The organism is Burkholderia sp. Ac-20344 (assembly GCF_017104975.1).
GTDB lineage: Bacteria > Pseudomonadota > Gammaproteobacteria > Burkholderiales > Burkholderiaceae > Burkholderia.
On record NZ_JAAGPP010000078.1, the window covers coordinates 26,047 to 40,571 of the forward strand.

15 protein-coding genes are annotated in these 14,525 nt (G+C 67.3%); 6 read left to right on the plus strand and 9 right to left on the minus strand.

What is annotated here, in order from left to right; all coding sequences use genetic code 11:
* Positions 1-29 precede the first annotated feature (29 nt).
* Positions 30-899, minus strand: coding sequence for a diaminopimelate epimerase (gene dapF / locus G3N64_RS23170; protein WP_205785989.1), 870 nt, complete (start codon positions 897-899; stop codon positions 30-32).
* A 310-nt stretch (positions 900-1,209) separates the two neighbouring features.
* Positions 1,210-2,094, minus strand: a complete 885-nt coding sequence (gene lpxL, locus G3N64_RS23175) for a lauroyl acyltransferase LpxL (RefSeq protein ID WP_205785990.1) — start codon at positions 2,092-2,094, stop codon at positions 1,210-1,212.
* Positions 2,095-2,359: 265 nt separating this feature from the next.
* On the opposite strand from lpxL, the gene metK reads away from it, so the two are divergent.
* Complete coding sequence (gene metK / locus G3N64_RS23180; RefSeq protein ID WP_011353531.1) at positions 2,360-3,547, plus strand: methionine adenosyltransferase; 1,188 nt, start codon at positions 2,360-2,362, stop codon at positions 3,545-3,547.
* A 134-nt stretch (positions 3,548-3,681) separates the two neighbouring features.
* On the opposite strand, the gene G3N64_RS23185 is transcribed toward metK, so the two are convergent.
* Positions 3,682-4,023: a hypothetical protein gene (locus tag G3N64_RS23185; protein ID WP_205785991.1), complete on the minus strand. Its 342-nt coding sequence runs from the start codon at positions 4,021-4,023 to the stop codon at positions 3,682-3,684.
* A 352-nt stretch (positions 4,024-4,375) separates the two neighbouring features.
* On the opposite strand from G3N64_RS23185, the gene G3N64_RS23190 reads away from it, so the two are divergent.
* The gene (locus tag G3N64_RS23190) at positions 4,376-5,149 is read left to right on the plus strand and encodes a phytanoyl-CoA dioxygenase family protein (RefSeq protein ID WP_205785992.1); all 774 of its coding nucleotides are present in this window, start codon (positions 4,376-4,378) and stop codon (positions 5,147-5,149) included.
* Between the two features lie 150 nt (positions 5,150-5,299).
* Here the strand turns inward: G3N64_RS23190 and G3N64_RS23195 are convergent, their stop codons facing one another.
* Positions 5,300-5,506: a DUF3185 family protein gene (locus G3N64_RS23195; RefSeq protein ID WP_205785993.1), complete on the minus strand. Its 207-nt coding sequence runs from the start codon at positions 5,504-5,506 to the stop codon at positions 5,300-5,302.
* 193 nt (positions 5,507-5,699) lie between these two features.
* On the opposite strand from G3N64_RS23195, the gene mgrA reads away from it, so the two are divergent.
* Positions 5,700-6,743: an L-glyceraldehyde 3-phosphate reductase gene (gene mgrA, locus G3N64_RS23200; RefSeq protein ID WP_205785994.1), complete on the plus strand. Its 1,044-nt coding sequence runs from the start codon at positions 5,700-5,702 to the stop codon at positions 6,741-6,743.
* A 110-nt stretch (positions 6,744-6,853) separates the two neighbouring features.
* Here the strand turns inward: mgrA and G3N64_RS23205 are convergent, their stop codons facing one another.
* Together G3N64_RS23205 and G3N64_RS23210 are read right to left on the minus strand one after the other, a co-directional pair.
* Positions 6,854-7,039, minus strand: coding sequence for a hypothetical protein (locus tag G3N64_RS23205; protein WP_011353526.1), 186 nt, complete (start codon positions 7,037-7,039; stop codon positions 6,854-6,856).
* 303 nt (positions 7,040-7,342) lie between these two features.
* On the minus strand, positions 7,343-8,224 hold the full coding sequence (locus tag G3N64_RS23210) for a DMT family transporter (protein WP_205785995.1): 882 nt from the start codon (positions 8,222-8,224) through the stop codon (positions 7,343-7,345).
* Positions 8,225-9,015: 791 nt separating this feature from the next.
* Here G3N64_RS23210 and G3N64_RS23215 point away from each other — a divergent pair.
* Together G3N64_RS23215 and G3N64_RS23220 are read left to right on the plus strand one after the other, a co-directional pair.
* The gene (locus G3N64_RS23215) at positions 9,016-9,228 is read left to right on the plus strand and encodes a hypothetical protein (protein WP_004198969.1); all 213 of its coding nucleotides are present in this window, start codon (positions 9,016-9,018) and stop codon (positions 9,226-9,228) included.
* 49 nt (positions 9,229-9,277) lie between these two features.
* Complete coding sequence (locus G3N64_RS23220) at positions 9,278-10,309, plus strand: serine/threonine protein kinase (RefSeq protein WP_205785996.1); 1,032 nt, start codon at positions 9,278-9,280, stop codon at positions 10,307-10,309.
* A gap of 72 nt (positions 10,310-10,381) precedes the next feature.
* Here the strand turns inward: G3N64_RS23220 and G3N64_RS23225 are convergent, their stop codons facing one another.
* Positions 10,382-11,824, minus strand: a complete 1,443-nt coding sequence (locus G3N64_RS23225) for a coniferyl aldehyde dehydrogenase (protein ID WP_205785997.1) — start codon at positions 11,822-11,824, stop codon at positions 10,382-10,384.
* Positions 11,825-11,863: 39 nt separating this feature from the next.
* A complete protein-coding gene (locus G3N64_RS23230; protein ID WP_205785998.1) occupies positions 11,864-12,007 on the minus strand; it encodes a hypothetical protein in 144 nt (47 codons plus the stop codon).
* Between the two features lie 537 nt (positions 12,008-12,544).
* Here G3N64_RS23230 and G3N64_RS23235 point away from each other — a divergent pair.
* Positions 12,545-14,185 carry a GMC family oxidoreductase N-terminal domain-containing protein gene (locus tag G3N64_RS23235; protein ID WP_205785999.1) on the plus strand — a complete coding sequence of 547 codons (1,641 nt, stop codon included), beginning with the start codon at positions 12,545-12,547 and terminating at the stop codon, positions 14,183-14,185.
* Positions 14,186-14,206: 21 nt separating this feature from the next.
* Here G3N64_RS23235 and G3N64_RS23240 read toward each other — a convergent pair.
* Positions 14,207-14,525: flagellar hook-length control protein FliK (locus tag G3N64_RS23240; RefSeq protein WP_205786000.1), on the minus strand; the 319-nt coding region annotated here is incomplete at its 5' end.

Below are 14,525 nucleotides of genomic sequence, written 5' to 3' on the forward strand. Positions count from 1 at the left end.
AGCGTTCAGTTATCAAGGACGTTGCAGGGTCAGGCAGGCAGGTCGATCTCGCCTTCGAACACGGTCGTGGCGGGCCCGGCCATCATCAGCGCGGCGGCTTCGTCGCGCGCGCCGTCCCAGTTGATCGTCAGCGTGCCGCCGTGCGTGTGCACGGTCACCGGCGAATCGAGCAGGCCGCGCCGGATGCCGGCCGCCACCGCCGCGCACGCGCCGGTGCCGCACGCGAGCGTCTCGCCCGCCGCGCGTTCGTACACGCGCAGCTGCACTTCGCTGCGCGACACGATCTGCATGAAGCCGGCGTTCACGCGCTCCGGGAAGCGCGCGTGATGCTCGATCAGCGGGCCTTCCTCGAGCACCGGATAGGCTTCGGCGTCGTCGACGATCTGCACCGCGTGCGGATTGCCCATCGACACCGTCGAGATCCAGCGCGTCGCGCCGCCGACGTCGAGCGGCCACAGCGTGTCGCGGCCCTCGGTGCGGCCGTCGAGGCCGGCTGCGTCGAACGGCACCTGCGCCGGCGCGAACACGGGCGCGCCCATGTCGACGACGACTTCGCCGTTGTCCTGCATCGTCAGCGTGATCAGGCCCTTCATCACCTGCACGCGCACGCTGCGCTTGTCGGTCAGGCCGCGGTCGCTGACGAACTTCACGAAGCAGCGCGCGCCGTTGCCGCAGTGTTCGACTTCGCCGCCGTCGCAATTGAAGATCCGGTACTTGAAATCCACGCCGTCGACGGTCGGTTTCTCGACGAGCAGCAACTGGTCGGCGCCGATGCCGAAGTGGCGGTTGGCGAGCGCACGCACCTGCGCTTCGGTGAGCGGCGGCAACGCGCGCGAATAGCCGTCGAGCACGACGAAGTCGTTGCCCGCGCCGTGCATCTTGGTGAACGAGAGTTTCACTGGGTCCGGATTTCCATGGCGAACAAGGCGGTCAGCGCGGCTCGCGCGACGCCGCGCCATGCCGGGCGGCCTCGTTCGTCGTGCTGATCTCAACCGCAAATGATACATGCAGCCGACAGGGGCGTCCTGCGCGGGCGGGGGCGGGGGCGGCGTAGCGTTCACCGGCCGGTCGACTGGTGGTGCGGGGGGCGGCAGTGCGGAGCGGTGGCTCGTGCGCTAGGCGGCCAACGATCTCCGGCGGGCGTGCCGAAGGTGGAGAGCGTGCAGGCGCGCACTTGAAAGTGCGCCCCGCAGGTGTCGCCCGAAAGGGTCAGTACAGGCTCGGCTCGCCGGCCGGGCGTGTCTTGAAGCGCTTGTGAACCCAATAGTATTGCTCGGGCAACAGCGGGATCTGTTCCTCGAGGAATTCGTTCATCCGCCGCGCGTCGAGATCGTCGTCGCCGGTCGGGTAGTGATCCCACGGCTTGAATACCTTCAGACGGTAGCCCTTGTAGTTCGGCAGCACCTCGCCGATGAACGGCACGACCTGCGCGCGGCCCGTCTTCGCAAGCCGGCCGACCGCCGTCAGCGTGCAGGCGGGCACGCCGAAGAACGGGACGAACGTCGAATTGCGCAGCCCGTAGTCCATGTCGGCGCCGAGCATCACCGGCTTGCGGTCGCGCAGCCAGCGCAGCACGACGCGCGCGCTGTCCGCGCGGCCGACCATCTCGGCGTCGAAACGCCCGCGCGCCTTCTTCGCCTCTTCCTCGAGCACCGCATTCGAGAACGGCTGGTAGAGCGACCCGCAGCGGCGGTGCAACGAACGATTCAGCCAGATCGAGCCGGCCTCGATGCCGACGAAATGCAGGCCGAGGAACAGCGTCGGCGGCAGGTCCGGATCGTCCAGGTCGACCGCGCTGTCGACCTGGATCAGCTTCGCGAGCTTTTTCTCCGAGCCGAACCACTGCACGCTGCGCTCGACGTAGCTGCGGATCGCATGGCGGAAATGCTGCCCGGCGACTTCCTCGCGCCGCTCGCCGCTCCAATCCGGGAAGCAGAGTTTCAGATTGGTGTGTACGATGCGCTTTCGCCGGCTGGGGATCTTGTAGAGCAGCCAGCCGAGACCATCGCCGAACCGTGCGGTCAGGCCGTACGGCAGCAGGGCGAGCAGTTTCAGCAAGCCAATGGCGAGGTGCGTGGCTAGACGGCCTAGCATGCGAAACCTCCGTGGAACCGGCTGGCCGGCGCATTGCGAACAGGGTGGTGAGACAGCGGAAGATGCAGCACGGGCGGCGCTCTGTGACAATTCAGGAAAGCCGCTATAATACGGGCTTCGCCGAGTTAACTGACAACTTGCGGGGCGAAGCCGGTTAGCGTCACACGCGCTGCCCGGTCCTGGTAATCCGCTAAAGCGTCGCCGCTTCAGGCCCAACGAAGCTGGCTACGTGAAACCAACCGTAACCACACAGGAGCCTGAAAAAGTGGCAAACGATTATCTCTTCACGTCCGAATCCGTCTCCGAAGGCCATCCGGACAAAGTCGCGGACCAAATCTCGGACGCGATCCTCGACGCCATCCTCGAGCAGGACAAGTATTCCCGTGTTGCGGCGGAAACGCTGTGCAACACGGGTCTCGTCGTTCTGGCCGGTGAAATCACCACGACGGCCAACATCGACTACATCCAGATCGCGCGCGACACGATCAAGCGCATCGGCTACGACAACACCGACTACGGCATCGACTACAAGGGTTGCGCGGTGCTCGTCGCATACGACAAGCAGTCGCCGGACATCGCCCAGGGCGTCGATCGCGCCCACGACGACAACCTCGATCAAGGCGCGGGCGACCAGGGTCTGATGTTCGGTTACGCGTGCGATGAAACGCCGGAACTGATGCCGCTGCCGATCTACCTGTCGCACCGCCTCGTCGAGCGCCAGGCCAGCCTGCGCCGCGATGGCCGCCTGCAATGGCTGCGCCCGGACGCGAAGTCGCAGGTGACGGTCCGCTACGTCGACGGCAAGCCGCATTCGATCGACACCGTCGTGCTGTCGACGCAGCACGCACCGGACATCGAACTGCCCGCGCTGCGCGAAGCCGTGATCGAGGAAATCATCAAGCCGACGCTGCCGGCCGACCTGATCAAGGGCGACATCAAGTTCCTGGTGAACCCGACCGGCCGGTTCGTGATCGGCGGCCCGCAGGGCGACTGCGGCCTGACCGGCCGCAAGATCATCGTCGATACCTACGGCGGTGCCGCACCGCACGGCGGCGGCGCGTTCTCGGGCAAGGATCCGTCGAAGGTCGACCGTTCGGCTGCGTACGCAGGCCGCTACGTCGCGAAGAACATCGTCGCCGCCGGCCTCGCGTCGCGCGCGCTGATCCAGGTGTCGTACGCGATCGGCGTGGCCGAGCCGACCTCGGTGATGGTCAACACGTTCGGCACGGGCCGCGTGTCGGATGCGGTGATCACGAAGCTCGTGCGCGAGCATTTCGACCTGCGTCCGAAGGGCATCATCAAGATGCTCGACCTGCTGCGCCCGATCTACGAGAAGACCGCTGCTTACGGCCACTTCGGCCGCGAAGAGCCGGAATTCTCGTGGGAAGCGACCGACAAGGCGCTCGCCCTGGCCGAAGCGGCCGGCGTCGAGCCGACGGCACGCGTCGCGTAAGCGTCGTTCGCCCGACATGAAAAACCCCGGCTAGCCGGGGTTTTTTTATGGGTTCCGATCGCCGGAGCAATCAGGCAACAGCGCGGGCAACAGCGCGACGGCGATCGTCGCGCGCGGTGCCCGCCGGCATACGCTCAGCGCGCACCGAACCCGAACCAGCCGTTGCTGGCCGCGAGGCGGCGCGGACGGTTGACGCGCCGCTGCGGCCCGAGCGTGCGGCGTAGCGCGAGCGCGCGCAGCGACGACGGCTTCTGCAGCAGCGAGCGCAGGCCAGCGCGGCGCGAGAACGCCTGCGCGCTCATCATCGAGAAAAATGCGTGGAACCACGCACGGATGCCGTCCAGCCGGCTATGTGCGGGCGTATGTCCGGCCAGCGCCTGCGTGCGTGCGCGGTGATGGCGCAGCGAGCGGGCAGGAGCGGGCGGCACGACGCGCTTTGCGGCGCGGCTGAGACGGGAAGTCAGACGGAATGGCATGTGAACGATGCTTCGCTTGTATGGATGGCGCCCTTGAGAGCGCACTGGTATGAACGGCCTCGGATTGCGCAACGGATCTTATCGAAACTCGCTGCGCGCCGCGCCCGCCAGAATTGACAGGCCGCGACAGGCTACAGGGGATTCATGACGGGCAAAAGTCGCGATAAACCCTTGTGCCACAAGGCGTGTGCCGCATACCGCCTGTCGGTGAGGCCAGCGCTGCGCCGCACAGTTCCCTTGAGCCTGATCAAATCCGCGATTGGCATGCCCCTGCGCACGACAATGGCGCTGTTCGCGGCATCCGGCGCCGATTTACAATCGTCACATTCACACAATAAGCGTCTGGCATCCCATGTCGTCTCCATTGCAGTCGGAATCGATCCGCGCGCAAGTCGCGGAATTGCGCGAGCGCGGCTTCGTCGTCGCGCGTGACCTCGTCGGCGCGGAGCAGTGCGCGGCGCTCAGGCAGATCGCGGAGCGCCAGTTGCGGGAGGCGGCCGAACCGATCGAGTTCGAGGCGGACCTGCGTTACCCGGGCGCGCCCGAGTCCAAGCATGCGCCGGGCGGCCATACGGTGCGGCGGCTGCTCGACGCTTACTCGCGCGATCCGGCGTTCGCCGAGCGCGCGATCGCACCTGAGATCGGTGCGTGGATGCGCGCGTATTTCGGCGAAGAACCCGTGCTGTCGCGCGCGCATCACAACTGCATGATGACGAAGCACCCCGCGTACGGCAGCCTGACCGGCTGGCATCGCGATTTCCGCTACTGGTCGTTCGAGCGCCCGGACATGGTGTCGGTGTGGCTCGCGCTCGGGCCGGAAACGAACGAGAACGGCGCACTGTGGCTCGTGCCGGGGTCGCATACGGCCGAATTCGGGCCTGAAGCGTTCGACAATGCGAAGTTCTTCCGCAGCGACCTGCCGGCGAACCGGGAGATGATCGATGCGGCCACGTGCCCGTCGCTGCAGACGGGCGACGTCGTGTTCTTCCACAGCAACACGCTGCATTCGGCCGGGCAGAACCGTTCCGACCAGGTGAAGTTCTCGCTCGTGTACACGTACCACGGCGCGAGCAACCGGCCGGTGCCCGGCACGCGCTCGGCGTCGAAGCCGGAAGTGCAGTTCTAGGTTCGGATCGGACGGGCGGCGACACCGCGGCGGTCACGCGATGCGGCGCATCGCGGGCGTTTGAAGCAACGGGCGGCCTGGCCGCCCGTTTCGTTTGACGCGGCCCGAGCCGTGCGACGCGGGCCGTTCGTATGTCGCGCGGCGGCGCGCTCAGCGCTTGCCGCCCGGCATCGCGAGGCCGATCAGGCCGATGAACGATGCGACGGCGCCGCCTGCGATCAGCAGGATCGTCTTCGTCGCGGGCGAGCCGGTGAAGAAGCGCGACATGTTGTCGTTGATCGAATGGAACGACTGGCCGCCGAAATACAGCAGCACGACGCCGCCGACGAGCAGTGCAACCGAGATGACCCGGGACATACCAACCTCGCTGAAACGGTGATTCGAGACGCCGCAGTGTAGGCGACGTCCGCGGCCGCGTCCATTGCCGTGCCGCCAAGCGCGTTCCGGCCGCTTTCGATACCATAGTCGTCGTATGACTCCTTCGCCGCCGCCGCGCCGTGTGCGCGGCCGGCGCGCGTCCCTTTTCCCGATGTCCTGACGGAACCGACTCATGGCCTACGAAGCAGCTTCCGAACGTTATGCCGACATGCAATACCGCACCTGCGGCAAATCCGGGCTCAAACTGCCCGCGTTGTCGCTCGGCCTGTGGCACAACTTCGGCGACTCGACGCCGATCTCGACGCAGCGCGACATCCTGCGCACCGCGTTCGACCTCGGCATCAACCACTTCGATCTCGCGAACAACTACGGGCCGCCGTACGGCAGCGCCGAAACCAACTTCGGCCGGCTGCTGAAGGAGGATTTCCGGCCGTATCGCGACGAGCTGCTGATCTCGACGAAGGCCGGCTGGGACATGTGGCCGGGGCCGTACGGCAGCGGCGGCGGGTCGCGCAAGTACGTGCTCGCGAGCCTCGACCAGAGCCTGCAGCGGATGGGGCTCGACTACGTCGACATCTTCTACTCGCACCGCTTCGACGCGCACACGCCGCTCGAGGAAACGGCGGGCGCGCTCGCGTCGGCCGTGCAGCAGGGCAAGGCGCTCTACATCGGCATTTCGTCGTATTCGGCGGCGAAGACGCGCGAGATGGCCGAGCTGCTCGCGCAGTACAAGGTGCCGCTGCTGATCCACCAGCCGTCGTACAACCTGCTGAACCGCTGGGTCGAAACCGAACTGCTCGGCACGCTCGACGAGATCGGCACGGGCAGCATTGCGTTCACGCCGCTCGCACAGGGGCTGCTCACGTCGAAGTACCTGAACGGCGTGCCGGCCGACGCGCGCGTGAACAAGCCGGGCGGCGGGTCGCTGAAGCAGGATCACCTGAGCGCGGACAACCTCGAACAAGTGCGCAAGCTCAACGCGATCGCTGAGCGGCGCGGGCAGAGCCTCGCGCAGATGGCGCTCGCATGGGTATTGCGCAACGGCCGCGTAACGTCCGCGCTGATCGGCGCGAGCCGTGCGGAGCAGGTGCGTGAAAACGTCGGCGCGCTGAAGAATCTCGAATTCTCGGCGGAGGAGCTCGCGGAGATCGATCGTTACGCAACGGAAGGTGGCATCAATCTGTGGGAAAAGCCGTCCACCGATCAGGCGATCTGACCGGCAGTCGATACGGCATGCGAAACATCGCGTGCCGTATCAATGGCTTGCGCGCAGCACGTCGCATCGCTGCAATGCAGCGATGCACGTCACGCACGGGTGGTGCGCCGCTAGATCAGCGCGGGCAGGCCTTCGACGAGCAATACCGCGACGCCGACGCCGAGGATGACGCCCAGCACGCGCAGCAGGTTGTGGCGGAATTCGGTTGCACACGGCACCGCGCCGAGAAATAGCGCTCCGGCCAGCGCCATCGGAATCAACAGGATGAAGTCGCCGATCGTGAAGTAGGTGGTCATGCGTGTCTCCAGTGTCGACCGGAGTTGGCGCTTTGGCGCTTGCTTCGGCCCCATGCCGGGTGTTTCTAGTGTTGGTCCGACCCGATTGCGAGCGGGGCGGTCAGTTCGAGTATAGGCAACCGGCACCGCTTTTCGCTATCCGAACCATTAAAAAATCAGCGGAAAGCCCTGCGAATCGCGCATTTTTCCCGCGAATTCGACGAATGCCTTGCACGCATCTTTCCCGTCCCTTTCGATTTTTGCGGATTCGTCGTATGTGTCCGATGCGTGCCGCCGCACCCGCAGGCACGGCGGCACGTCCGCTCATGCGCGATCGGGTTGCACGCGGGCGGCCGGCGCGCGGAACACGAGCGCGAGCCCCGCGAGGATCACGCCCATGCCGGCGAGCGCGAGTGGCTCGGGCCGGTTGCCGAGCCACACGGCATCCATCAGCGTGGTGACGACGGGCACGAGATAGAACAGGCTCGTCACGTTGACGAGGTCGCCGCGCTGCATCAACCGGTAGAACAGCAGTTGCGCGATCACCGAAATCACGATGCCGAGCCACAGCAGCGGGATCACGAATGCCCAGCTCATGTCGAACGACACCGGCCGGAACGGCGCGATCGCCACGCATAGCGCAAGGCCGATCGCATTCTGCAGCGGCAGCACGTCGGCGGGCGCCGCACGTACGCGCTTTTGCAGCAGCGAGCCGGCGGTCAGCGCGACGAGCGCGGTGAGCGCGCACGCGATGCCCGCCAGCGACAGGCCGCCGCCTCCTATGCCGCGGAACACGACCAGCGCGAGGCCGGCCAGCGACAGCGCGAGCCCCGCGAGGCGCACCGGCTGCCAGCGCCGCTCGACGATCGCGAGCGTGAGGATCGGCTGCACGCCGAGGATCGTCGCGAGCACGCCCGGCGCGATCCCGCGTTCGAGCGCGAGCAGGTAGAAGATCGAATAGCCGCCCATCATCAGCAAGCCGGTCAGTGCGGCCATGCGCCGTTCGCCGCGCGGCGGCAGCCAGCGTTTGCGCATGAAGGCCAGCCCGAGCAGCACGAGCGATGCCAGTGCGAAGCGTGCGGTGAGAAAGACGAACGCGGACGCGTGACGCAGACCGAGTTCAGCGAAGATCGCGCCGCTGCTCCACAGCAGCACGAAGAGCGACGTCGCTCCATGCGCGGCAAGCGCGCGTTTGAACGAAACCATGTGAATCCACCTGTCGAACGGATCGGAACGTTCCATCCGCGCGCGCAGCAACACGCCGTGCGTCATGACGCACGAATGCGAGCCTGCGGGCGAATGGAAGACGAAACGGAAGCCGGCTGGTCAGCCGGCGCGTGCCGCCGGAGGGGGCGGCGCGGCGCCGACGAGCGGCGGTGCGACAGGAGGAGGAAGGACCGACGGATGCGCGCACGCCTGCGGCCGCGAGTCGAACTGCGGCCGGGATTGGGCAAGGGCGGACGTGAGCGGATGCATCGTATCGAAATGCGCTTGAACGCGAATGAGCATCAAAGGTACCGCAAGGCCGGCATCGGGCGCAACACCTGTCGGTGACGTCGCATGACGAAGGGAGGAGGGCGGTGCGTGCGCAACAGTCGCTGCGCTGGGCGCGTTCGATGCAGGGGGAAGGTGATGAAGGTGTCGCGTGGTTCGGCCACCACGGTCGCACGAAATTGCCTGGCGACCCGGCATCGGACCCACGATGCGTACATGGCGTGCGTCAGGTGCGCGCCGGGGCGATACCGCGGATTAGGCGGGCAGTCACATTCGACAGGGTATGATGGGGGTAACCGGGCAGGCAAGCGTCGGCCCGGCGCAGTGGTTGATTGGAGACATTCGACGAATTCGCGGCACTTCGCCCGCTTCTTCTTCTTTTCGCGCTTCGATAAACCGTGAACAATGGGATTACGCGCAACGCTCCGACGAGAGCGCGCGGATCGTGCATTTGCCGGCTCGTCAGCGAGCCGGGTTTCAAGATTCAAGAGTGGGGAACCATCATGCATGTCGGGTCGATTGTCTGCACTACCCATATCGCGGTGCCGAAGGGCGCCCGCGGCATCGTCCAGCGCATCCTGGGCGACATGGCCATGGTGACCTGGTACGCGGGCGTACCGGGCGAGTCGAAGGAACTCAACACCGAGCCGTTCTTTCTCGAGGACCTGATCGACACCGGCGAATCCGTGCTGCCAGCCGGCGCGGCGCTTCACTAAGCGCATAGGCCGCACCGGGCGCTCGTCTTTCGGCCCGGCTGGCGGCACAATGCGGGGCATGAAAGACGTCACTTCCGCTCCCGCTTCTCCCGCCGGCCCGCCGTTCGCCGGACTCACGCCCGAATGCGTGCTCGATGCGCTCGACAGCGTGTTGATACCGGCCGGCCTGCGCACCGACGGGCGCCTGCTCGCGCTCAACAGCTACGAAAACCGCGTCTATCAGGTCGGTATCGAAGACGGCCCGCCGGTCGTCGCGAAGTTCTACCGTCCGGCACGCTGGTCGGACGAAGCGATCCTCGAAGAGCACGCGTTCGTCGCCGAACTCGTCGCGCGCGAGATTCCGGCGGTGCCCGCGCGCGCATTCGACGGCCGCACGCTGCACGGGTTCGACGGTTTCCGCTTCTCGATCTTCGAGCGGCGCGGCGGCCGCGCGCCCGATCTCGATCGCCGCGACACGCTCGAATGGCTTGGCCGCTTCATCGGCCGGATCCATGCGGTCGGCGCGACGCAGCCGTATGTCGCGCGCCCCGTGCTCGACATCAATACGTTCGGCTACGAGCCGCGCGACTACCTGCTCGCGCACGATTTCATTCCGGATGACGTACGGCCCGCGTACGAGACGGCCGTGACGCTTGCGCTCGAAGGCGTCGAGGCCGCGTTCGCGCGCGCGGGCGAAATCCGCCTGCTGCGCACGCACGGCGACTGTCATCCGAGCAACGTGCTGTGGACCGATGCCGGCCCGCACTTCGTCGACTTCGACGACAGCCGGATGGCGCCCGCGATCCAGGATCTGTGGCTGCTGCTGCCGGGCGATCGCGAAGGCGCGTCGCGCGCGCTGGCGGACCTGCTGGCCGGCTATGAGGATTTCTGCGAATTCGAACCGCGCGAGCTGCATCTCGTCGAAGCGCTGCGCACGCTGCGGCTGATCCACTACGCGGCGTGGCTCGCGCGGCGCTGGGACGATCCCGCCTTTCCGGCCGCGTTCCCGTGGTTCAACACGCATCGTTACTGGGAGGCGCGCGTGCTCGAATTGCGCGAGCAGATCGGCGCGATGCAGGAAGGGCCGCTCTGGCCCGTGTGACGGCGCACGCGGCACCCGCGCCGCGCGGCATGCCCGTGCGGGCCGCGGCGCGATGCGCGCGGCCCGTTTCGCTCAGAACTTCAGCATCAGCTTGATCAGCGCGGCGAAGCGCTTGCCGTACGGCGGCGCGAGCAGGTTGCGCGCGTTCAGGCGCGCCTGCGTGAGCACCGGCTTCATCTTCGAGAACGTCACGAAGCCGTCGTAGCCGTGATACGCGCCCATGCCGCTCGCCCCGACACCGCCGAACGGCAAACTGCCGCACGCGATGTGCATCAGCGTTTCGTTGATCGACACGCCGCCCGAGATCGTTTCGTGCATCACGCGGTCGATCGTGCCGCCGTCCTCGTCGAACAGGTAGAGCGCGAGCGGACGCGGGCGCGCATTCACGTACGCGATCGCTTCGTCGAGCCGTTCGTACGGCACGAGCGGCAGCAGCGGCCCGAAGATTTCCTCCTGCATCAGTTGCGACGCGGCCGGCACCTGCGTGACCGCACACGGCACGAAGCGGCGCGATGCGGGATCGGATCGCGCGTCGGACAGCGGATGCAGCTGCGCACCGGCCGCCTGCGCGTCGCTCGCGAGTTGCTGCAGCCGCGCGTAGTGGCGCGGCGACACGATCGTCGTGTAGTCGCCGTTGGCCGACAGGTCGGGGTACATCTTCGCGAAGCGCGCCCGCGCGCGCTCGATGAACGCCGCTTCCATTCCGCGCGGCAGCAGCACATAGTCGGGCGCGATGCAGGTCTGGCCCGCGTTCAGCGTCTTGCCCGCGACGATCGCGTCGACGGCGGCATCGAAGCGCGCGTTCGGGCCGACGATCGCCGGCGACTTGCCGCCGAGTTCGAGCGTGACGGGCGTGAGGTTGTCGGCGGCCGCGCGCATCACGTGGCGGCCGACGTGCGTCGAGCCGGTAAACAGCAGATGATCGAACGGCAGCCCGCTGAACGCGGCGCCCACTTCCGCATCGCCGTTTACGACCGCGACGTGGTCGCGCGTGAAGGTCTTGGCAATCAGCTGCTCGAACAGCGCCGACGTGCGCGGCGTCAGTTCGGACATCTTGATGATTGCGCGGTTGCCGGCGGCGAGCGCGCAGATCAGCGGGCCGGCCGCGAGCAGCACCGGGTAGTTCCACGGCACGACGATGCCGACCACGCCGAGCGGCTGCGGAATCACCTTCGCGCGCGCCGGGCGCAGCCACTTGTTCATCGGCTTGCGGATCGGCTTCATCCAGCGCTTGCCGTGCTTGAGCGCGTCGTCGATCTCTTCCTTCGCCATCCAGATTTCCGACAGCAGCACTTCCTGCTTCGCGCGATGACCGAAATCGGCGCTGATCGCTTCGGCGAGCGCATCCGCATGGTCGATCAGCATCGTGCGCAGCGCGCGCAGGTGCTGCACGCGTGTTTCCCACGCCGGGTACGGTGCGCGCAGGTAGGCCGCGCGCTGGTCGCGCAGCAGCGCCGTCAGCGCGTCGACCGACGGCGGTGCTTGCGGGGCCAGTTCGGGCAGGTCGTTCTTCATGTCGTCTCCTCCAGTTGGGCTTGGCTGGTCGGCCGGCCGTCACGCCGCACGCGCACGCTCGGCGAGCGCGGCGACGCGGATCGGGGTGGTGCGCGTCGCGCGGCGCGGGGCCGGATGCGACGTGTGCTCGAAAACGGGTTGAAGCGTGCAGCGGGCGTCGCATCCGCGCGACGGTGTGCGCATCCGGAAATCGTGTCGATGCGCATGTGCAGGTGGCGCTATGCGACTGTTGCCGGGCTCGCGACGCGGCTGCCCGACTACCCGCCGGCGCTCCGAAGCAGGGCAGTGCGACAGGTCCGTCACATCATGCCGCGGCGCATCGTGCCGCTGCGGCGGCCAACCGTCCAAACGGTCGGCGACGACACGTGCCGTTCGATTTCGATCGACTGCGCGCATGACGCCGAGCCTCTCCGCGCGGGCAATCGTTTGAAATGAAATGCGGGCTGCGCGCATCGCATCCGGACAACCCGGTCGACACGCGGCCTGCAGAACCTGGCGCTGCATCGTCGTCACTCCCGTTTCGCGACGGATCGGCTTCTCGTGGCCGGTGCGTCGCGCAAAGCGAATCGATACATCTTAAATTTAGTTCACGCGGGCGTTTAGAGGAATCGCTCTTGAATCCGCGCGCCGCGCGCGCGACGGCCATTCCTACAATGCCCGAACATTACAAGAGGGGACGCGGTCGCGTGGCGGCCTTCCATGACACGACGGAGACGTGACATGCAATACGACTACATCATCGTCGGCGGCGGTTCGGGCGGGTCGAGCCTGGCAGGCCGTCTCGCCGATGCCTGCCCCGATGCGACGATCGCGCTGATCGAGGCCGGCTCGCATACGGAGCGCAACCTGCTCGTCAACATGCCGGTCGGCATCGCGGCGCTGGTGCCGTTCAAGCTCGGCACGAACTACGGCTACGAGACGGTGCCGCAGCCGGGCCTCGGCGGCCGGCGCGGCTACCAGCCGCGCGGGCGCGGGATGGGCGGCTCGAGCGCGATCAACGCGATGATCTACACGCGCGGCCACCCGGGCGACTACGACGAATGGGCGCAGCTCGGCGCGACGGGCTGGGGCTGGCAGGACGTGCTGCCGTATTTCCGCCGCGCGGAAGGCAACGCGCGCGGCGCCGATGCGTGGCACGGCGCGGACGGCCCGCTCACGGTGTCGGATCTGCGCTTTCGCAATCCGTTCTCCGAACGATTCATCCAGGCCGCGCACGCGGCCGGCTATCCGCTGAACGACGACTTCAACGGCGCGACGCAGGAAGGCGTCGGCTTCTATCAGGTCACGCACCGCGACGGCTCGCGCTGCAGCGTTGCACGCGCGTACATCTACGGCCGCAACCGGCCGAACCTGCACGTAATCACCGATGCGACGGTGCTGCGTGTGGCGTTCGACGGCAAGCGTGCGGCCGGCGTCGCGGTCGCGCGCAACGGGCGCGTCGAGACGCTCGACGCGCGCGCGGAAGTGATCCTGTCGGCCGGTGCGTTCAATTCGCCGCAACTGCTGATGTGTTCGGGGATCGGCCCGGCGGAGCAACTGCGCCGGCACGGGATCGCGGTCGTGCAGGATGCGCCGGACGTCGGCACGAACCTGATCGACCATATCGACTTCATCATCAATACGCGTGTGAATTCGTCGGAACTGGTCGGCGTATGCCTGCGCGGGATCGCGAAGATGACGCCTGCGCTCGCGCGCTATTTCTCGAGCCGCACCGGGATGATGACGAGCAACGTCGCGGAGGCCGGCGGCTTCATCAAGAGCGATCCGTCGCTCGAGCGTCCCGACCTGCAGCTGCATTTCTGCACCGCGCTGGTAGACGACCACAACCGCAAGATGCACTGGGGCTTCGGCTATTCGCTGCACGTGTGCGCGCTGCGGCCGTTCAGCCGCGGCACGGTGGCGCTCGCGAGCAGCGATGCGCGCGACGCACCGCTGATCGATCCGCGCTTCTTCAGCGATGCGCGCGATCTCGACCTGCTCGTGCGCGGCACGCAGGCGATGCGCAAGATCCTGTCGCAGGCGCCGCTCGCGTCGCAGGGCGGGCACGAGCTGTACACGCGGGCGGACCAGAGCGAAGCGGAGCTGCGCAAGACGATCGTCGAGCATGCCGACACGATCTATCACCCGGTCGGTACCTGCCGGATGGGTTCGGATGCGCGCGCGGTCGTCGATCCGCAACTGCGTGTGCGCGGCGTCGAAGGGTTGCGCGTGGTGGATGCGTCGGTGATGCCGACGCTGGTCGGCGGGAACACGAATGCGCCGTCGGTGATGATCGGCGAACGCGCGGCGGACTTCATCGTTGCCACGCGCAAGGGCGCGGCGCCGCGCGGCGAGGCAGCCGCGGCGGTGCACGGCCGCTGAGCGGCGTGCACCGGGTCATGCTCAGGCAAACGTATCGACGAGGCCGGCGCGGCTCACGCTCGCGGCGGCCGGTGCGGATTGCGCAGCGTCGAGCGGTGCATCGGCGGCTGACGATCCGCCGCTTCCGCGCCGCGACGACTGGCCGCCGGCGAAGGTCTGTTGCGGGTTCTGCTGCTGCGAAGCGAAGCCGCCGTCGCTGACGGTCGCGCTGCCGAGCCCGAGCCCGCCTGCTTCCATTGCCTCGCGCAGCTTCGGCAGCGCGGCTTCGACCGCTTCGCGCACCTGCGGGTGCTGCGACACGAACAGCGCGTGCGCGTGGTTGTCCGCGACGCGCAGCACG

Excerpts from the sequence above, each read along its gene's own strand:
- lpxL (WP_205785990.1), bottom strand. The coding sequence starts at position 2,094 with ATGCTAGGCCGTCTAGCCACGCACCTCGCCATTGGCTTGCTGAAACTG.
- G3N64_RS23185 (WP_205785991.1), bottom strand. The coding sequence starts at position 4,023 with ATGCCATTCCGTCTGACTTCCCGTCTCAGCCGCGCCGCAAAGCGCGTC.
- G3N64_RS23190 (WP_205785992.1), top strand. The coding sequence starts at position 4,376 with ATGTCGTCTCCATTGCAGTCGGAATCGATCCGCGCGCAAGTCGCGGAA.
- G3N64_RS23195 (WP_205785993.1), bottom strand. The coding sequence starts at position 5,506 with ATGTCCCGGGTCATCTCGGTTGCACTGCTCGTCGGCGGCGTCGTGCTG.
- mgrA (WP_205785994.1), top strand. The coding sequence starts at position 5,700 with ATGGCCTACGAAGCAGCTTCCGAACGTTATGCCGACATGCAATACCGC.
- G3N64_RS23205 (WP_011353526.1), bottom strand. The coding sequence starts at position 7,039 with ATGACCACCTACTTCACGATCGGCGACTTCATCCTGTTGATTCCGATG.
- G3N64_RS23210 (WP_205785995.1), bottom strand. The coding sequence starts at position 8,224 with ATGGTTTCGTTCAAACGCGCGCTTGCCGCGCATGGAGCGACGTCGCTC.
- G3N64_RS23215 (WP_004198969.1), top strand. The coding sequence starts at position 9,016 with ATGCATGTCGGGTCGATTGTCTGCACTACCCATATCGCGGTGCCGAAG.
- G3N64_RS23220 (WP_205785996.1), top strand. The coding sequence starts at position 9,278 with ATGCGGGGCATGAAAGACGTCACTTCCGCTCCCGCTTCTCCCGCCGGC.
- G3N64_RS23225 (WP_205785997.1), bottom strand. The coding sequence starts at position 11,824 with ATGAAGAACGACCTGCCCGAACTGGCCCCGCAAGCACCGCCGTCGGTC.
- G3N64_RS23230 (WP_205785998.1), bottom strand. The coding sequence starts at position 12,007 with ATGCGCACACCGTCGCGCGGATGCGACGCCCGCTGCACGCTTCAACCC.
- G3N64_RS23235 (WP_205785999.1), top strand. The coding sequence starts at position 12,545 with ATGCAATACGACTACATCATCGTCGGCGGCGGTTCGGGCGGGTCGAGC.